Here is a 19,497-nt window from a genome sequence, read left to right as displayed (position 1 = left end):
AAATTTTATCACAGGAATAAATGGTATCCCAGTGCAAAATTAAGTGTTGCGGCAAATGTAAGGTACATTAACCATGTTCCTGTTATAAGCTGGAACAATGCCTTTCCCCTCTCCCATACTGGAGAATGGAAAAGACTTGCAGGTATATCGTTGATATATACCAGTGCCAGCAATATGAACAGTATTGTCACGGGGATATCATGGCCAAGTCCGAAAACCACTGCTCCTATTATGGAAATCCAGAGGAATCCAACTGCCATAAACCCATCCACTGTTGTATCCGCACCCTTATATTTGTTGTATCCCAGTGCAAACCAGTGTACACCATAAGATGTAAACGCAAGTCCAGCCATATACAGAATCGGTGTAGATCTGAACGCCGGAAATATGGTCAATCCGAGGAATATATATGTTCCCGCAATAAACTGCATAAATCCAGGCATAAATATTCCCCAGAGACCCATTGCATGGTTTATATTTTCATTGTTCTCCCTGGGGAACCTGAAAAAAGTGGATCCGCCAAACACAAAATAGCCTATTCCAAGGCCAAAGAATCCGATTGCCAACGGTGGCAAAGCAGCAAATACTACCATACGTAAATACGCTTTCATTAAATATAATCTTATTGATATACATTTGACTACATTACGGACAAATACCTATTCATACTGTTTTATACATGTCTTCAGGAAAAATTTTTATTGATGGCATTCCTTTGAATATTAAGGGCGAGGAAACAATATTGCAGGCAATGATGGATAACAATATCGATATACCGCATGTCTGCTACAATCCTGCACTGGGAGCCATAGAATCCTGTGATACGTGCATAGTCAATGCCGATGGAAAATATGTCCGTGCATGCACCACTCAAGCTAAAAACAACATGAAGGTTCTGTTTAACTCTCCAGATGTAAAAGCAAGGGAAACCGAGGCTGTGAACAGAATATTGCACAACCATGACCTTTACTGCACTGTATGCGAAAATAACAACGGTGACTGTGCATTGCATAGCGCTGTTGATACCTTGCAGGTAACAAGGCAGAAATATCCCTTTACCAGCAAGGGATACGAACCAGATTATTCCAATCCTTTTTACAGGTATGACCCGGACCAGTGTATTCTCTGCGGCAGGTGCGTGGAGGCATGCCAGGATGTGGAAGTCAATGAAACGTTGCATATTGACTGGTCTCTGGAAAGGCCAAGGGTTGTCTGGGATGACAATAAGGCAATTAATGATTCTTCGTGTGTATCATGCGGGCACTGTGTTACAGTATGCCCTGTAAATGCACTTATGGAAAAATCCATGCTTGAGGAAGCCGGGTATTTCACTTCACTTACCAGGAAAGCAAAGTATAACCTCATAGAGTTTGGAAAAGACCTTGAAAAGCCTGTTGGAAATGGCATGATAATGAAAATTAGCAACATAGAGGCTAAAATGAGGGAGGAACAGATAAAGAAGACAAAAACAGTATGTACCTACTGTGGTGTTGGCTGTTCTTTCACCATGTGGACCAAGGGGAGAAAAATATTAAAAGTACAGCCAGAGGTTGAATCACCTGCAAACGGAATATCCACCTGTATTAAAGGCAAATTCGGATGGGGCTTTGTTAACAGCGAAGAGAGGCTTAAGTATCCATTAATCAGGAAAAATGGAAAATTTGTCCAGGCATCATGGGATGAAGCCATTGACTTTGCTGCTAAAGGCCTGAAAAAGGTAGGTGAAAAGTATGGCAATGAGTCATTGATGTTCATAGCGTCATCCAAGGGAACCAACGAAGAATCATACCTTCTCCAGAAAATGGCGAGGCAGATATTCCACAATAACAATGTGGACAACTCATCCAGATTCTGCCAGGCTCCAGCAACAACCGGTCTGTGGAGAACTGTGGGATACGGCGGCGATGCAGGGTCAATACAGGATATATACAAATCCGAACTGGTTATGATAGTGGGTGCAAATACAGCAGAATCACATCCGGTACTTGCAACAAGGGTAAAGAGGGCACATAAATTAAACCACCAGAAACTTATAGTATCCGATTTAAGAAAAAATGAAATGGCTGAGCGTGCTGACATATACCTTCACCCCTCCCCGGGAACTGATATAGTACTCCTATCTGCACTATCAAAATATATAATAGACCAGGGATGGCATGACAGAGAATTTATTGAGAAGAGGGTAAATGGCTTTGATGAGTATTATAAGAGTTTAGAGCCATTCACACTGGAAAATGCATCCAGCATAACAGGAATTCCTGAGAAGCAAATTATCGAAACTGCCGAAATGATACACAGCGTAAAGAGCATGTGCATACTGTGGGCAATGGGAATAACCCAGCATTCTGCAGGATCAGATGAATCAACAGCAATATCAAACCTTCTTGTTCTAACAGGAAATTACGGAAGGCCTGGCACCGGTGCGTATCCATTAAGAGGACACAACAACGTCCAGGGAGCAAGTGATTTTGGAGCAATGCCCACATACCTTCCGGGATACCAGCCAATAAAGGACAAAGAAGTAATAAAGAAGTTTGAAAAGGCATGGCATACTGAGTTGCCAACTAAACCCGGAATAGACAACGTATCATGCATTGAGAATATAGATAACGATAAAATCAAGGCAATGTACGTGGTAGGTCAGGAAATTGCATCAACAGGGCCCGATTCCAATATGATCAGGGATTCCCTTGAAAAACTTGATTTCCTTATAGTAGAGGATGTATTCTTCTCAGAAACCGCAAAATATGCTGATGTCGTATTGCCTGCAACTGTAAGTCTGGAAAAGGAAGGAACATTCACCAACACGGAAAGGCGTATACAGAGGATATATCAGGTTATGGAACCATATGAACAAACAAAGCCAGATTGGGAAATTATACAGGGAATTGCAAAATCCCTGGGTTATGACTGGAACTATAAGCACCCATCCGAAATAATGGATGAGGCAGCATCATTATCTCCTATGTTCCATGGAGTATCATATGAGAGGCTTGAGGGATTCAAGAGCCTGCAGTGGCCAATGAAAGAAAACGGCGAAGGATCAGAGTACCTCTATGAAGACAGATTCAACTTCCCTGATGGAAAGGCAAGGCTTTATCCATTATCATACAGGCCACCACTTACAGTCTCCGAAGAATACCCGCTGCATCTTAACAATGGCAGGATGCTGGAGCATTTCCATGAGGGTAATGAAACATTCAAAACAGAAGGGATAAAGGAGAAGGTTCCTGACACATTCCTGGAAATATCTGAAAAACTTGCCGCTGAGTATAAAATACAAACCGGAGATTTCGTAAGGGTCACATCAAAGTGGGGCAGCATAAAGGCCAGAGCATTGATTACAGAAAGGGTGAGTGGCAATGAGCTTTACATGCCAATGAATGCTGCATCTGATGACGCAACGGTAAATCTGCTCACATCATACACAAGGGATCCAGATTCAGATACACCTGCCTACAAGGAACTGCCTGTGAAAATTGAAAAACTGAAGAAAAATGGCGGGAGCCCGCTTCCTGCAAACAATTCCAGGTACGGAAAGCCGGAACCACAGATTGGAATACTTGTCAGTGAGAAATGGAAGAGGAAAGATTACTCAAAGTTAACGGATGATTAAAATGTCGAAGCCTATAGAATATGTTGAAACGGAAGAAGATAAATTGCCTGCGATGATACCGGATGAGTACAGGGAAAGCTTCAATAATTTACTGAAAACTATTAAACGTCTCAATGATTCTGGATTTTTAACCCTGGTAAATGCCATGTCTGTAAACTATAAGTACATAATAGACACATTTTCAGAACAGTTCAATTCTGACACAACCAAGAAATCACTAACCAACGTAATGAGTATATTTGACCTCCTTTCTAAGCTCGATCCGGATATGATGGTAAGCCTTATGAATCGGCTCGGTGATTCTATAAACAATGCAGGAAAGCCGGAATCAGGCGGTTTAATGTCTATTGTCAGAATGATGAACAGCAGTGATGTGGCTGGCCCAATATCTGTATTATTAAAAATTCTGGCAGGCATGTCTGAAAAGAAATGAGTGGATACATAAAACGCCAGATTATCCACTCCGTGTCCGGTAGCCGGGAGCAAACATACGATAACGTTACGGTTGAGGAACCACTGGAGATAAGAATAGACTATGAGAATAATACATACGATGTATCTGTAATTATGAGGACACCAGTGGATGATTTTGCACTTGCTGCCGGGTTTCTATTCACAGAGGGAATAATAAAGCCAGAAAATATAATAGATATTAAATATCCCACAGATGCTGGTATTTCTGAAAAGAATAACATAGTAATTGTTTCTGTTAATTCGTTTGAGAAACAGTTAGTAGGGAACAGGAATTTTTATGTGAACTCCAGTTGCGGTGTGTGCGGAAAAACTAACATAAATGATATTTTTCTCAAGGCTGAGCACCTGATTAGCCAGAGGAATAAAATACATTATAATCAACTGTTGAAACTTCCCGGCATCATGAAAAACAACCAGAAAATTTTTAAAAATACAGGTGGTGTGCATGCTGCTGCTATACTTGATTACTCCGGCAATATTTTATCGATGGGTGAGGACGTAGGCAGGCATAATGCAGTGGACAAAGCAATAGGAAAAATGGTCTTAAAAGGGATAAACAGAAGTCCGGAAGCAGTGTTGCAGGTAAGTGGCAGAGCAGGCTTTGAAATCGTCCAGAAGGCGGCTATGTATGGAATTCCTGTGGTCAGTTCAGTATCTGCCCCATCATCGCTCGCAGTAGAACTTGCAGATGAATTCAATATGACTCTTGTATCCTTTGTTAGGGGAAACAGTTTCAATATTTATACCCATTCTGAAAGGATAGGCATGAAATAAAAATTTATAGTGGCACGAAGTGTAATCTATTTCAATGTTTATACACACAGGCTTACTGTTTATAAGATATCTTATTTATTATATATCGATATAACTTGATTCTCTCCGTATAAGTTCAATATTAGTATCATCAGAATAATTATATATCTTTTTAAACGTCCGCACATATAAAAATATTAGAGTGAAAATCAGGTAGAAACGCCTGTGTACCTTTGCATTTCTCATAAAAAACATAAGATTTCTCATATTATTGCATCCTACACCCCTCAAAACATCCACTGCAGACCTTGACTTCCTTTTATAATATTCAATGCCTTTTGCGTATCTTTTTTCCCTGTCGAATTCTACTGGTTCATTTTCCCATAACACAGGATTATTAGAAGGATAGGTTAGCTTATATCCAAGGTTAATAAACCTCGCCTCTCGTTCCACATCCTCCGCTGCCGTGAGGTCTTTCCATGGAACTGCATGGTTTACATCATAGTAACACAAATGATTGTCTAGAAAGACTGTTTTATGGTCTATATGGGCATATGCGTATTCAACCAACCTGGCAAATTCAGCGTTATATATTGTATCTAGATCTATAAACATAAACATATCATCATTAGATGCCTTTTCCTCTGCCTTTTGAATTGCGAGATACCTGCCCCATCCACGTGTGCAATGGGCCTGAATTACAACCATATTATACTTATCCTGATTCTTCCGCAATAATTCGAAGGTGCCATCGCTAGAATAATTATCTACTATGTAAACAGATTTTTCAATTTTTATGCCTATTATAGAATTCAGAGATTGAAGTACACGTTTTCTGGAGTTATAAACAGTTCCGTATATATACAGCATAAAAAGAGGATAATTATAATATATATAAATCTGAAGTCAGGATTAACATAACTTTTTAAATTCTTTGACTATATCCAAAAAATTGCCAGACAAAGAAGAAACATTCGGTTCTGGAGTCGCTCTCCAATATGGTGCAGTAGCTTCAATGTTCTTGTCGTCCACCGTATTTTATTTTCTCATAGCACATTTGCTTTCAACCACGTTAGTAGGTTCAATTTCCCTTCTCTATGCTATAATGAACATTGCTGGAGTTGCTTTTGTCCTGGGTTTTTCCCAGGGGCTGGAGCATTTTATATCATACCATATTTCAAGGGGAAACTATAGAAATGTAAGGGCAATGATACGAAGAATCGGAATATTTGCAATAATTTCCTCTATTGCAGCAATGACTATTATATATTTTATATCGCCATTTATTGCAATAACACTGTTTCATTCAGACTTTTATGTGGAATTCATCAGATTAATAGGAATAGCCATCTCGGCATTTATCTTCAGGGACCTTTTTTCATCTATTATTCTTGGATTGAAGCGTTACCGCACCTATTCATTGAGCTACATATTTGTAAATATATTTTCTTATTTCTTTCCAATACTATTGCTATTTTATTCCGGAAAGGCAATTTATGTAATAATAGGAATAGCACTCGCGGGATTAGTAAATGCCGTAATTTTTATAATTATGGTCTTGAGAATTTATCTCCATCTGGAAAGAACCTTGAATTCTGAAACCATTGATCCTTTCAAAACACTATTTATTTACTCATTTCCACTATTCTTCGCGTCAATTATGACAACAGGTGCAAATTATCTTGACAGAATAGTAGTATCTTATTTTCTAAATTTATCTTTTATTGGAATATACAACTTTGCACTGGTTATCAGCAGTGCAGCAACTGTTTTCATAATGCCCATTTCTAATATGTTGATACCGAGATTGTCATCTTATTTCTCACTGGATGATATTAGAGGATTTAAGAGAAGTATCAGGATGTTGCTTAATATAGCTTCACTTGTATATATTCCGGCTGCAATGGGAATAGCCGCCATGTCAAGGATTACACTTTATAACTTTGCAGGGAAAAATTATACTATAGCATACATTCCCATCATTATAATAATGATCGCAACATCTTTATTTGTGGGGTCAGTGATACTGGCTTCAGGAATAAAAAGTGTCCGGAAAACAAGAATATTTTTATTATCATCCGGCCTTGCACTTTTAACAAATTTAATATTCTCAATAGTTTTGATTCCAAGATTTTCCATTATTGGTGCTTCCATAGCATACTCATCCATGACCATTGTTAACTTTATAGTTATATATGTCTATGCAAGGAAATTTAATATTTCCAATTACGATATTAGAACTATAGGCAAGATATGGGGGTCTTCATTGATCATGTTTTCTATTTTATTTTATCTGCAAAGTATATTCAGTTATAATATACCCCTGGAAATTTTATACATATTCCTGGGTATAATCATATATACTCTGGAACTGAAACTTTTCAGGGTTATAAAGCCAGATGAACGTGATTTCCTCTTCACTATAATTCCAGAAAGATTCCGGAAAATGAGGGATATGCTAAAATATATTTCATCCTGATTTTACACAGACTTTCGGATAATATATATCATAAGCCTGAAAATATCTGAATTGGCAATATTTATAATTAGACTACAAATATCCTTTTCATGGTAGATGCCTCTGTTGTAATATTTGATTATGATAGAAAGAATTTCATTAAAGATATTGTTAAGTCCATTGCCGTTAATATAGGCGATAAGAATATTGAAATTTTAGTAATTAAGAGTTACGAGGATCCAGAAATAGATAATTTTTTAAAAGACAATAACATTAGATTTTTTACATTATTGGACCACAAAAAACAGAGCGATTACATTAAATGCGCAGTGAAGGAGTCTCTGGGAGAAATCTTGATGTTTCACGATGATGACGATCAATTTATAGATGAAAAAGTAAGTTATGTATACAATTTATTCTGCCAGCATGAGGATCTTGGATATTACCATAATAATTTTGATACCATAGACCAGGAAGGCAATGCTGTCTATAACAGAAATTATAAAACACCTAAGTTTGTATCGTTATACATTAAAAATTCTGAAAAAACACTGTATTTTAATAAAAAAATTGAATTATTAAACTATATCAGACCTGATTTTAATGCTACTTCTATCTGTATAAGAAAATCTATTATTACAAACTTTCAGAAAAACTTTGAATTCAATGTAAGGCCAGACACATTTTTACTGATTATGGCATTGCTCTCTGATCTATCACTTTTTTTCGATAGTAAAGTACTGACACATTACAGGTTATACGCAGATAACGTGAGTACTTCTTACAATGCCCCCGTGACTAAAATGCGCAATACATTCATGAGAGCTTTCTCGGAAGGAATTAGAATTTTCTGCTATTACTCAAATTTTTTAGAAAATACGTCATATTCAAGTTACATGAAATTACGTATAATTAATCTTAAACTGGCCTACAATTTCTGGGCACTGAAGAGAAAATATAAAATTATGCGTTCGGAATTAAAAATAATTTTAAAGGCAGATCTGCTACATGAATCGGCATACTATATAATATCTATATTGCCGGGCAGATTGAAATTATTGGTTATGAAGTTTGCCTATAAGGCCATTAAAGATTGAATTTAGAAACAAACCGTTTTTCATTTTTTTATGTTTAACATAGTGTTGCACTATTAATACATGTAAATCTTTAACCAAAGTAAAATTTTTAGTACTTATTATTTTTATAGAAGTATGTAATAATATCTTATGACGAAAACAATTGAACTGAGGGTATATGGTATGACATGCGACGATTGTCCGAAGCATGTTTCCACCGGTTTGAAGAATCTCAACGGTGTAAAGGAAGTCTCCGTTTCGCTTACAGATGGCATTGCACATATCAGAGCTACTGATACAGCTAATTCCATGATCTCATAAACTGGACGTCTTAAGGCCAGTACAGGGCACAGTAAGGAGTGTTAAAAATGACTGAATATGATCTAGCCATTATAGGCTGGGGTGCAGCGGGTTTTGCAGCGGCTATAAAAGCAAGCGAATTAACATCTAACCAGATGAAAATAGCTTTGATCGGGACAGGCGAATTAGGTGGTACCTGTGTAAACGTTGGTTGCGTTCCATCAAAGTTTTTAATAGAGGCATCAAAGAATTATAAGGAGGCTAAAAGTCCGGCATACGCCGGGATAACGTCTTCTGCGACCCTTGATTTTTCAGAATTTATGGAATCCTTGAATCAATTTGTTTCCGGAGAAAGGGAGACTAAATATACCAGCGTAATGAAAAATTTTGAGAATATTGACCTGATAGAAGGTCTTGCAAAGTTCATTGATAATGATACTATATCGGTAAACAACACAGAACTCAAGGCCACTAATTTTATTATAGCAACGGGCTCAAGGACATTTATACCGGAGGTCAGGGGGCTGACAGATTATTATACCAGTGATACAGTGTGGAAAATGAGAAAACTACCTGGAAAGTTAGCTGTCATCGGTTCCGGAGAAGTGGCACTTGAACTGGCATACGCCTTTTCAAATTTCGGATCAGAAGTTCATATATTTAACAGGTCTAACAGGATACTGAAAGGGTTTGATGATGATGTCAACAGCCAGCTGATGGCTGCTCTAAAATCTAATGGTATAGTGTTCCACCTTGGAGTTAATTTCTATGAAATTAAGAATGAGGAGGGAAAAAAGGATATAGTTACATGGACAGGGACATTTGGCGATTTCGATGAAATCATTGTAGCTACCGGAAGGATGCCCAACATCGATGGATTGGACCTCAGGGCAGGAGGGATTACAGCAGACAATGGTATTGTTGTTAACCCCGATTTTAGAACAACAAATCCGAAAATATATGCAGCAGGGGACTGTGTAAGGCAATCCCTTAAGCTTGAAACACTTGCAGGAAAAGAAGGCGTAATAGCAGTAGAGAATATACTTGGAGGGAATAGGAAGATAAATATGCAGGAGGTACCATGGGTAGTTTTCACTGAACCAAATGTTGCATCAGTTGGTTACACGGAAGCAGAACTGAAAAAGAAACACATAGAATACGATGTACGCACAGTAGAATTGAAAAATGTGGTAAAAGCAAATATTCTCAACAGTTATACTGGAATTGCCAAAATAATATCCGGAAAGGACAAAAAAATTCTTGGTATCCATGTGATAGCCCCCATGGCAGCTGAATTCATAACAGAAGGTGTATACCTTATTAAAAATGGTTTAACCTACGACGATCTTATAGACACTATACACGTATTCCCTACTGTGGCAGAGTCAATTAAAATCACAGGGCAGGCATTTATAAGGGATATATCAAAGATGAGCTGCTGTATGGATTGATATACTAACTTTTTTTGTTATGGGAAATCTTATATTAACATTTTTAATAACTAGTTATAAATGTCACACGAAAAATTAATTGGAAATATTGTCAGTAAGTTAAAAAAAGACCCGTACCTTCTGTGGATTTTCATTGTATCACTGGTATTCTCAATACTCTTTACAGTTTATTCATCAATGGCATTTAATCTTGTAGAGATGAGCGGCTGGGATATGGGCATTTATATGCAGGCATTGTCCTCAGGCATTTCCGGGCATCTTTTCTATTCGGCACTTGTTCCGGGGAGTTACCTTGCCGAGCATTTCTCACCTATTCTCTTCATCTTATTGATTCCGTACTATTTATTCCCATCAGCGTATACCCTTATTGTACTACAGTCATTTGCCATAGGATTTTCAACACTTGTGCTTTATCTGCTTTCTAAAGAAATACTTCAAAAGATAGAAATTATTAAAACAGGAAAATGGCTCAATACTTCAACAATCTCATTTATAATATCGATGGCATATATTATGTCTCCGTTGACAGAAAGCCCGGTTTTTTTTGATTTTCATTTAATGGTTTTTCTCCCCCTTTTCTTCTTTCTTGCCATCTATTCATTTATGAAGAAGCAATATATACTTAACATCATATTCCTGGCTTTGATAGTATCGCTCCATTCAACCTTTGTATCAATTGCATTGATGGCAATATTGTTTGAAATATTCCTGAACAGGACATTTATGATAACTAGTATTCATTCACCGGTCAGAAGTTCTATTTATTTTTTTATTTCCCTTGCGATTTTAGGGCCTTATTTTATACTTGCAGGAATTTTAAAAGGTGATATTGCGGGAGTACCAGCCTCAGTATTGCGTATACATGTTAGCGGGTCGGTAGGGCCCACAGCTCTAGTTATTGATACCTTTACCAATCCTGCACTTATCCTGCACCTCCTCGTACAGAATTATATTTTAAAACTTACATTATTATTTTTCGCATTCGGCGGATTTGCATTTTTATTCGTAAGGTATCCAGCATCCATATTAACATTTATACCTTACATTATTTATTCTATGTTTTCTACTTACCCCTCATATTATACGATAGGCTATCAATATACTATGATGTTCATTCCCATGGTGGCTGTAAGCGGGGCGATAGGAATATATATACTGATAAAGAGCCAGATGCATAAACCTTCATTTAAATTACAACTCCGTATAGCCCTGAGCGTTATAATAGTTATAGCACTTCTGGGATTTTCAATTGCCACTCCAATAGTATCGGGAGACACTAATTCCAATAGCATGTATGCCTCAGTTTCACAGTACGGAAATAATACATATATGAATCAGGTAATATTTGAACATAAAATAGCAAATTCAATTCCAAAAAATGCAACACTGGTAACATCAAATAACTTGTTCCCTTTATTTGGCAATGATCTGAATGCTACAGCATTTCCCTTTACGCCTGATGTAGTCATAAATGCTGATTATTACCAGTATCTTGTTGATAACCAGAATAGTATGTGGTCAATTGAAACAGCTAACATATCAGGAACAAGCATATCCCTGAATATGCTGGAACATGAATATATGGCATCTGGTAATTATAAGGTGTATGCAGATAACTATGGAGTAATTGTACTTGAGAGAAATTAATATGGCAACATTATGATACTGTTTCTATTCTGCTATTTCGAGATAACCTGTTTACAATATTATTTATTCCTGCCTCATATGAATGTTTGAGGGAATAATCGTAACATTTTTCAGCATATATTCTTTTAAATTTATCATAATTTTCGTATATTTCTATACAACTATCAAGCAACTGTTTCTGATTACGCAACTCTACAGGAACTATAAGATCCTTAACATCTATATATGTGTCCAGCAGGTAAGAAACAACAATATTGCCATAACCCCAGGCTTCATAGAATGTGATAGGTATCCCATCTTCCATGCTCGGAAGTATGTATACCTTAGCCCGTGAATATAAATTATATTTCTCCTGTTCGGTGAGATCCGGATGTATTTCTATATTTTCAATATTATTGGACTTCATAAAACTCCTTATTTCTGAAAGTGTTTGTTCCGTAGCAAAACCGCCCATTGCAAATTTAATATTATTGTATTTATTTGACAAGCCAGCAACAAGGTTAAGAAAATCATACATTCCCTTGTTATATGTAAAGGAAGTAAGGAATAAAAAATCAATATCTTTATTCAGGTTTAATATGTATGAAAGTGGCTTTAGATATTTATTATCAATTCCCGGACTTTCAACAATGATATTTGCCTTTGAATTTATTGATTCTAAATAATGTTTCATATAGGAATTTTCAGTGTATATGGCATTATAACTAACCGCCATAAACCAGATTCCAAGTTTATAATCAGCGTAATGAAGGAACTGTTTTATAAATTCCTTATGCAGTGCAGGTTTCGGTGGAATATGGTATGCAGGACCATAAATCATTATCTTTCTATTAAATATTTTAATCAATAGAGCAATTAAAACATCTGAAAAATATTCGTTTTCCATTATAATCTTATCAACTTTATTTTTTAATACATAAGTTAAAAGCCGTTTTATCATGGTCGTGTAACTTTTTTCGAAAATCATATATTTATCACCTGACCATGCTTTGTATATGGAAGTAAAAATTGCCGGGCCTCCTCTCATTCCGGTATCTGCGTGGCCAAGAAATAAGGTTTTGCCCATGCTGGTTTATAATAATAGGGTATAAAATATATTTGACTGTTAAAGAAAAATTATATATAAACATTCTATCGGTTTCTATTGAGAATAGCAATATTTGCAAATGGAATATTATTTAACCGTGTAGGTGGTGCTCAGAAGCATATGCGTGAGGTTATTGAAAGGCTTGCTACACATTATGAGATATATTATTTCCCCGAGCCACAAGCATATTTGGATAGATCTAAGTGCAATTCAGAGTATATTGTACATCTGGCAAAACTCAAAGTTGTAATAAGTGAATATTTTATCCAATATAAGGGAGATAAGATAAATATTAATGGCATTATTGAAAAATACTCTAAAGACATAAGTACATGTGAATTAATATATGATCTGGATTTTCAGTATTATTTTGAGAATATAAAATATGGAGGGGAGCTTTCATTATTAATGAGCAATAAAACAGGTATAAAGCTTGGTGTGTGCCTGCAGGATCTTGGTGATGTGAATATGCATTTTGTGCCAGAAATTTACTCCGGGTATAAATTTGCCAGGATTGCCCCTAAATTGTCTGGCCTGGTAGCTGGAATTGCCCTTTATGACTATACAAATAGAAAATTAACCATGCTAAAACTTACCGGTGCAAGGAACCTTGGCTTTATTACTATGGTTAACCGTTCATATACAACAAATATGAAAATTAATTTTAAAAATATATACATGCTTGAACCGTCAAATGCCCTTGATACCGGGATAAAAAACTTCAGAGGGAAAGAAAAGGAAAATAAAATTATATTTTTTGCAAGGCTTGTGTACAGGAAGGGAATATTTGATTTCATTTTAATCGTAAAGGAAATAGTAAAAAGTTTAAGAGTAGAAGTAGTAGTAGCTGGCCAGTTCCAGCATTCCTATGAGGAACGCTATTTTTTTGAACTATTGTCAAAATACCATCTGGAGAAATTTGTCAAATATAAAGGAAAATTAACAGATGATGAACTTTACAGTGAACTTTCAACAGCTAAGGCAATGGTATACCCATCACACAGTGATTCATTTTCCATTTCGATACTTCAGGCAATATACCTGAATACTCCTGTTGTAGCATATGATATAGCTGGCATTTCTGTTTATAAAAAATTCAACTGCGTAAAACTTGTAAAGGAATTTGATACAACAGCCATAGCAAATAAAACAATAGATATCATGAATGGAGAAAAAGTAGACTTCATTGACCCTGCACTGGATAGTTTCATTGAACAGCATATCAGCTGGGACAGAGTTGCTAATGCACATATGGAAATTATTGATAAATACATAGCCTGATCCATGCAATATAATCTTTATTCCATCCAATACTGAAAAATTTAATATATGCAGTTTAAATAATAAATTTCAAATGAACAAATTTATTCTTTATCTACCCTATTCAGAATTTATAGATGCCTATGAGCATAAAGCACTCGGTGCAATACCTGTTGGTTTCAGGGATACCGGTTACGATTCACAATTAATCGTTGGGATAATGAAATCAGAGAGATATAAAAAGCTGGGCATAAAAATTTATGAAACTGGAAATCTTGATACAGAATATGTTGATGATTATTCTGAAATGAACCTTATGAAGAGAATTAAAAATTTTTTAAATATACGGGAACTTATTCCTGTCTTGAAGATTTTAATTCGTGAAAAGCCGGATATTTTTATGGCTTACAATAATTCAACATTAACAGGGCTTATAGTATTTCTATATAAAGTGTACTGTAAAATCTTCCTGGTACACACCAGGCTTATATTAAAACTTGATAACGATGGATCCTCTATTGCAACTATGCCAGGAGCAAGAAAAAAATTAATAAATTTATATTATGGGTATCTGTCAGTTATATTCCAGCGCATATTAACCGAAACAACCTGCGGATATGATGTCTTTAAAGAAATGCCAGCATTAAAAAAACGTTTAAGAGTTGTTCCCAACAGTGTATCGAATGAATTTTTGAGTAAATACGACCCGGTTAAAAGGCAAAGAAATATCATAACAGTTTCAAGAATAACACCAGATAAGGGTCTGGATATTTTAATAAAATCGTTTTATCGTGTATCTAGTAGTTACCCTGCATGGAATCTTGAAATTATAGGCGAAATCACAGACAATGAAGAATATAATAAACTCATAAAGCTTATAGATGAATTAGGTCTCGGAGAAAGTGTAAAATTCTCTGGCATATTCACCCGGATACAATTAATAGAAAAATACAGAAGTTCAGCAATATTCTGCCTTGCATCGTTACATGAAAGCTTTGCCATAAGCAGGTTAGAAGCGATTTCCCAGGGAATGTATGTGATTTCAACCACCGCTGGTTGTGCAATGGATTTTTTAAAATATGGATTGCACATTGTTCCAGAGAGTGATATACAATCACTTGGTAATGCCATCAAAGAAGGAATACAAGTTATAGAATCAGGCGAGTTTAAATTCAATGCAGAAAACAGCATAATTTCATACGCCGATATAGCTAATATAATATTAAATTCTGATTTTTAATTGCCTGAAAATTCTTATCCGGATAAGTGGTATGGGAAGATTGTAAAGAATTTTAATATACAAATAACATATGCCTAATTATGAAAACGGCATTGATAACAGGGATTACAGGCCAGGATGGGGCATACCTGGCAAAGTTGCTTCTTAAAAAAAATTATAAGGTATATGGTTTGTACAGGAGAGTAAGTACACCAAATTTCTGGAGGTTGCAGGCTCTTGATATATATGACAGGGTTAATTTAATATCTGGAGACTTAAGTGACTTATCATCTATCCTTAATGCGTTCAAGGCATCACAGCCAGATGAGGTTTACCATTTAGCAGCCCAGAGCTTTGTTGAAGCTTCCTTTGAATCGCCATTGTCAACTGCTGATGTTACAGGTTTATCGGTCACAAGAATACTTGAAGCCGTTAAGCTATTCTCAAATTCCACAAAGGTATATTTTGCAGGAACAAGCGAAATGTTCGGCTCATCATATACCGGAGAACCATTAAATGAAAACCATCCATTTAACCCCATGAGCCCATATGCTGCAGCAAAACTATATGGATACTGGATATCAAAAATCTACAGGGAAGGATACGGCATATATGTTGCTTCTGGAATTTTATTCAATCATGAATCTCCATTGCGGGGAATGGAATTTGTCACAAGGAAAATAGCAAATGAAGTTGCAAAGATAAATCTCGGGCTTGAAAAGAAAATACATTTAGGGAATATCAATGCCAGAAGGGATTGGGGATATGCGCCTGAATATGTAGAAGCCATGCATTCCATGCTGCAGCTTGATAAAGCTGATGATTTTGTAATAGCAACAAACGAGACGCATTCCGTGGAAGAATTTGTAAAATATGCATTTGATTATATTAAAGAAGATTACAGAGATTATCTGGAAATAGATAAGAGATTCATCAGGCCGCTGGATGTCCCCGCACTTCAGGGCGATTATTCCAAGGCAGAAAAGACATTTAAATGGAAGCCTGAAACTAAATTCAGGGAACTGGTAAATATGATGGTTAAAGCTGAAATAGACAGGTGGAAGAGATATACCGAAGGTGAGAAATTTGCATGGGATGTTCCAAACTATCCTAATGAGAATAATCTGTTAAAAACATACAGGGGCAATGTAAAATGATTCCAGTATCAGAGCCTGATATAGGCGAGAAGGAAATAGAATATGTGGATGATGCGGTAAGATCAGGATGGGTAAGTTCACATGGCGAATATATAAACAGATTTGAGGATAATTTTAAGTCATTCATAGGCACAAAATTCGGGCTTACAACGTCAAATGGAACCACTGCACTGCACCTTGCATTATCTGCTATGGGCATTAAGGAAGGGGATGAGGTAATAGTTCCTGATTTAACATTCATAAGCCCGGTGAATGCAGTGCTATATAACCATGCAACACCTGTTTTATGCGATATTGATCCTGAGAACTGGTGCATTGATGCAGAAAAAATTGAAAAATTAATTACAGAAAAAACTAAAGCAATAATAGTGGTACATCTTTATGGCAACTCTGCTAATATGGATAGGCTTATGGAGATAAAGGAAAAATATAATCTTTATTTGATCGAGGATACAGCAGAATCACTTGGTACGGAATATAAGGGGAAAAAACTCGGTTCGTTCGGTGATGCCGGATGCTTCTCCTTTTATGGAAATAAAACAATGACAACAGGAGAAGGTGGGTTCTGCACAACCAATAATGAGGAAATTTACAGAATGATGCTGCTGCTCAGAGACCATGGAATGAGGCCTGAAAACAGATACTGGCATGATTATATTGGATATAATTACAGGATGACAAATCTCCAGGCTGCACTGGGAGTTGCTCAGCTTGAGAGGTTAAACTCTTTTATAGAGAAGAAGAGGCATATTGCATCAGAATATAAGAAAAACTTACCGGGAAATGTATTGCCACATCCTGAGGGGAAATTATATAAGGGAACCTACTGGCTCTACTCTATACTCGCTAAGGATAAGGATGAAAGGGAACGGTTAATAAGCTTCTTATTCGGTAAAGGAATAGATACAAGGAAGTTCTTTTATCCTGTGCATGTTATGCCACCCTATAAGGAGTTTAATAAGGTGAATTATCCCAATAGCACCAGCATCTCAGAAAGGGGAATCAATTTGCCCAGCAGTGTGAAATTATCTGACGATGAAATAGGATATATCTGTGATTGCATTAAATCATTTTATAAATTATAATAAATTTATCAGAACATTATCCAGATATTTTTTTCCATAAATCTATTCTCTAACATCTTGTTTATAAGTTCTCTTTGACTATTCTGTAAGTATATTTCCTATTATCCTATAATTATGCAATATCATGCGTCATTTTTTCGAAATGTATGCCAGTTGTTCTAAGCAGTTTCATAATATCTATCCTTTTTATAGTGTACATGTATTCATATAATTCACGGTAAAGAAGTTCCTGAAAAGGTAAAGAATAATAAAATTATAAATGAATTAATTACGGGATATCACACACTGAACTCAGCATAATTAACCTGAATCATTGCTGTGCGCGCCGTGCCTTTCTCTCACTATCTTCCTGTTCGATAGTATCCATCTGCACTTTATTTTTCCTGCTATAGGTTATGATAATAGCAAGTATTATCAATCCGGGAAGGAATATATACGCCGCTGATAATGGCCATACAAGGCCAATTAATGAATAATATATTGCTATACCGATCATTACTGATGCAGCAGTAGGTGCTATTATATGTGTCACTGGATTTAATTGTTTTAGCCTGTGCATTAAAACAGGGAGAGTTTCGTTTACTATTATGTGATAGGACAGGGTGAATACAGAACCAATAATTGAATTGATAACAAGTAAATCAAATAATCCATTATTTTCTCCATAGTAGTATACCAGCGGAACCAGCCCCAGGCTTATGCCGACTACAGCCACAACGAATACTGCTATGACAGCCATATACGGGATGCGGTATTTTTTATGTATTTTTGTAAAGGTTTTTGGCAATATGCCATCTCTTGCCAGGGAATATAAATCTCTAGCTGCACTGTTTCCGAATATCACCGTTGAAATAAGTGCAGAAACCAGGAATACACTGAATGCCAGTAAAGTTATATATATGCCATAATAACTATCGGTTACGTATAATCCTGGAGCAAAATAAGCCAATCCAGCCGGAAGGTTGGGGCCTAATCCTCCAACATTAGCGTATATAACAAATGTATCATAGGCTATCATTATAAGGAGCGATGTAACAATAGCCTTTTTTATAGTTTTGCCTGGCGTTTTTGTTTCCTCGGCAAGTACAACTATAGAGCCATAACCTGAGAATGCGACAAAACCTCCGGTTACCATTCCAAGGAAAAACCCATGGAATCCGTTTGTGGAATTAAAGATATTAAAGTACTGGATTACATTATATGGTGATTTGATTACTATAGCTACTGATAATGTTAAAAAGAAAGCCAGATCAAATAATCCTACTACTATGGCTATTTTCTGGCTGTAATTTAATGCTAATATTCCCACTACCAGATAAATTACCGGAGTTATGAATGAAACAAGGACAACAAATACGAATGGTAGGGTATAGCCAACCATTACCTCCAATCCTATATAGAGAAACCATCCAAGAAGAATGCTGGAACCTATAATGCTGCTTAAAACCATAAACAGGTAATAAAATCCAACGCTTTTGCTTAAGTATTTATTATGTGTTGCAACTTCCACATATTTGTAATAACCTCCGGCATTGCTAACTTTTTCGGAATAAATATAAACTGCTATAACCGCAAGGAAAAGAATTGCACCGCCAATTAAAAATGTAAGTGGGGCTATCTTACCGGCATATTCCATAGCACTGGCACCGGTGAATGCAAATGGCCCTGCAGGTGCAATAACCATTATGGCATAGAATACAAGGCCCCAGAAAGTCATGCTATTTCTGTTAAGAGCATTATCCATAATTCAATCAGACAGAATTAATATTTAAATAATTTATAAAGCGTGAATTTATGCAGAATTATCGGCATTGGTTTATACATACTTGATTAATAATGAATTATATATAATAAATACTATTTATATATATTTAATTACATTGAAGAAAATTTCAGTTCTACATTACTGGACTT

The 19,497-nt window shown here is 36.1% G+C and carries 16 protein-coding genes; 12 read left to right on the top strand and 4 right to left on the bottom strand.

The features are described 5' to 3' along the window. Positions 1-8: 8 nt before the first annotated feature. Positions 9-593: a hypothetical protein gene (locus FACI_RS09515; protein WP_009888102.1), complete on the bottom strand. Its 585-nt coding sequence runs from the start codon at positions 591-593 to the stop codon at positions 9-11. Between the two features lie 86 nt (positions 594-679). On the opposite strand from FACI_RS09515, the gene fdhF reads away from it, so the two are divergent. The 3 genes from fdhF to fdhD are packed head-to-tail and all read left to right on the top strand — an operon-like array spanning position 680 to position 4,864. Then, positions 680-3,616, top strand: coding sequence for a formate dehydrogenase subunit alpha (fdhF, locus tag FACI_RS09510; RefSeq protein ID WP_009888100.1), 2,937 nt, complete (start codon positions 680-682; stop codon positions 3,614-3,616). A gap of 1 nt (position 3,617) precedes the next feature. Beyond that, positions 3,618-4,049 (top strand): DUF1641 domain-containing protein, encoded by a 432-nt coding sequence (locus FACI_RS09505; protein WP_019841824.1) that lies wholly within the window; start codon positions 3,618-3,620, stop codon positions 4,047-4,049. Beyond that, entirely contained in the window at positions 4,046-4,864 is an 819-nt protein-coding gene (fdhD, locus tag FACI_RS09500; protein WP_009888097.1) for a formate dehydrogenase accessory sulfurtransferase FdhD, read from the top strand. The genes FACI_RS09505 and fdhD overlap by 4 nt, the downstream gene beginning before the upstream one ends. Positions 4,865-4,942: 78 nt before the next feature. Here the strand turns inward: fdhD and FACI_RS09495 are convergent, their stop codons facing one another. Continuing rightward, a complete protein-coding gene (locus FACI_RS09495) occupies positions 4,943-5,713 on the bottom strand; it encodes a glycosyltransferase (protein ID WP_009888095.1) in 771 nt (256 codons plus the stop codon). A gap of 82 nt (positions 5,714-5,795) precedes the next feature. On the opposite strand from FACI_RS09495, the gene FACI_RS09490 reads away from it, so the two are divergent. The 5 genes from FACI_RS09490 to FACI_RS09475 all read left to right on the top strand — a co-directional run bounded on the left by FACI_RS09490 (position 5,796) and on the right by FACI_RS09475 (position 11,775). Next, on the top strand, positions 5,796-7,322 hold the full coding sequence (locus FACI_RS09490; RefSeq protein ID WP_009888093.1) for an oligosaccharide flippase family protein: 1,527 nt from the start codon (positions 5,796-5,798) through the stop codon (positions 7,320-7,322). An 89-nt stretch (positions 7,323-7,411) separates the two neighbouring features. Then, positions 7,412-8,398 (top strand): glycosyltransferase family A protein, encoded by a 987-nt coding sequence (locus tag FACI_RS09485; RefSeq protein ID WP_009888091.1) that lies wholly within the window; start codon positions 7,412-7,414, stop codon positions 8,396-8,398. 129 nt (positions 8,399-8,527) lie between these two features. Beyond that, a complete protein-coding gene (locus tag FACI_RS10060) occupies positions 8,528-8,698 on the top strand; it encodes a heavy-metal-associated domain-containing protein (protein ID WP_019841821.1) in 171 nt (56 codons plus the stop codon). A gap of 47 nt (positions 8,699-8,745) precedes the next feature. Beyond that, on the top strand, positions 8,746-10,128 hold the full coding sequence (gene merA / locus FACI_RS09480) for a mercury(II) reductase (protein ID WP_009888086.1): 1,383 nt from the start codon (positions 8,746-8,748) through the stop codon (positions 10,126-10,128). Positions 10,129-10,188: 60 nt separating this feature from the next. Further along, entirely contained in the window at positions 10,189-11,775 is a 1,587-nt protein-coding gene (locus tag FACI_RS09475) for a DUF2079 domain-containing protein (protein ID WP_009888084.1), read from the top strand. Between the two features lie 10 nt (positions 11,776-11,785). Here FACI_RS09475 and FACI_RS09470 read toward each other — a convergent pair whose 3' ends face one another. Continuing rightward, the gene (locus FACI_RS09470) at positions 11,786-12,841 is read right to left on the bottom strand and encodes a glycosyltransferase (RefSeq protein ID WP_009888082.1); all 1,056 of its coding nucleotides are present in this window, start codon (positions 12,839-12,841) and stop codon (positions 11,786-11,788) included. A 78-nt stretch (positions 12,842-12,919) separates the two neighbouring features. Here FACI_RS09470 and FACI_RS09890 point away from each other — a divergent pair, with 78 nt between their 5' ends. The 4 genes from FACI_RS09890 (at position 12,920) to FACI_RS09450 (ending at position 17,583) form a co-directional block, all read left to right on the top strand. Further along, positions 12,920-14,143, top strand: coding sequence for a glycosyltransferase family 4 protein (locus tag FACI_RS09890; protein WP_009888080.1), 1,224 nt, complete (start codon positions 12,920-12,922; stop codon positions 14,141-14,143). 73 nt (positions 14,144-14,216) lie between these two features. After that, positions 14,217-15,362, top strand: a complete 1,146-nt coding sequence (locus FACI_RS09460) for a glycosyltransferase (RefSeq protein WP_009888078.1) — start codon at positions 14,217-14,219, stop codon at positions 15,360-15,362. An 80-nt stretch (positions 15,363-15,442) separates the two neighbouring features. Beyond that, positions 15,443-16,498, top strand: a complete 1,056-nt coding sequence (locus tag FACI_RS09455) for a GDP-mannose 4,6-dehydratase (protein ID WP_009888075.1) — start codon at positions 15,443-15,445, stop codon at positions 16,496-16,498. Next, on the top strand, positions 16,495-17,583 hold the full coding sequence (locus FACI_RS09450) for a DegT/DnrJ/EryC1/StrS family aminotransferase (protein ID WP_009887995.1): 1,089 nt from the start codon (positions 16,495-16,497) through the stop codon (positions 17,581-17,583). Before FACI_RS09455 ends, FACI_RS09450 begins: the two co-directional genes overlap by 4 nt. Positions 17,584-17,893: 310 nt before the next feature. Here FACI_RS09450 and FACI_RS09445 read toward each other — a convergent pair whose 3' ends face one another. Then, entirely contained in the window at positions 17,894-19,327 is a 1,434-nt protein-coding gene (locus tag FACI_RS09445; protein ID WP_009887994.1) for an APC family permease, read from the bottom strand. Between the last annotated feature and the right edge of the window lie 170 nt (positions 19,328-19,497).

Source organism: Ferroplasma acidarmanus Fer1 (assembly GCF_000152265.2).
In the GTDB taxonomy this organism is placed as follows: Archaea; Thermoplasmatota; Thermoplasmata; order Thermoplasmatales; family Thermoplasmataceae; genus Ferroplasma; species Ferroplasma acidiphilum.
The sequence above is the reverse complement of the archived record's forward strand: the minus strand, read 5'-3'. Positions and strand labels throughout refer to the sequence as shown.

Coding starts and splice junctions, on each gene's coding strand:
- FACI_RS09515 (WP_009888102.1), bottom strand. CDS start 593: ATGGTAGTATTTGCTGCTTTGCCACCGTTGGCAATCGGATTCTTTGGC.
- fdhF (WP_009888100.1), top strand. CDS start 680: ATGTCTTCAGGAAAAATTTTTATTGATGGCATTCCTTTGAATATTAAG.
- FACI_RS09505 (WP_019841824.1), top strand. CDS start 3,618: ATGTCGAAGCCTATAGAATATGTTGAAACGGAAGAAGATAAATTGCCT.
- fdhD (WP_009888097.1), top strand. CDS start 4,046: ATGAGTGGATACATAAAACGCCAGATTATCCACTCCGTGTCCGGTAGC.
- FACI_RS09495 (WP_009888095.1), bottom strand. CDS start 5,713: ATGCTGTATATATACGGAACTGTTTATAACTCCAGAAAACGTGTACTT.
- FACI_RS09485 (WP_009888091.1), top strand. CDS start 7,412: ATGGTAGATGCCTCTGTTGTAATATTTGATTATGATAGAAAGAATTTC.
- FACI_RS10060 (WP_019841821.1), top strand. CDS start 8,528: ATGACGAAAACAATTGAACTGAGGGTATATGGTATGACATGCGACGAT.
- merA (WP_009888086.1), top strand. CDS start 8,746: ATGACTGAATATGATCTAGCCATTATAGGCTGGGGTGCAGCGGGTTTT.
- FACI_RS09475 (WP_009888084.1), top strand. CDS start 10,189: ATGTCACACGAAAAATTAATTGGAAATATTGTCAGTAAGTTAAAAAAA.
- FACI_RS09470 (WP_009888082.1), bottom strand. CDS start 12,841: ATGGGCAAAACCTTATTTCTTGGCCACGCAGATACCGGAATGAGAGGA.
- FACI_RS09460 (WP_009888078.1), top strand. CDS start 14,217: ATGAACAAATTTATTCTTTATCTACCCTATTCAGAATTTATAGATGCC.
- FACI_RS09455 (WP_009888075.1), top strand. CDS start 15,443: ATGAAAACGGCATTGATAACAGGGATTACAGGCCAGGATGGGGCATAC.
- FACI_RS09450 (WP_009887995.1), top strand. CDS start 16,495: ATGATTCCAGTATCAGAGCCTGATATAGGCGAGAAGGAAATAGAATAT.
- FACI_RS09445 (WP_009887994.1), bottom strand. CDS start 19,327: ATGGATAATGCTCTTAACAGAAATAGCATGACTTTCTGGGGCCTTGTA.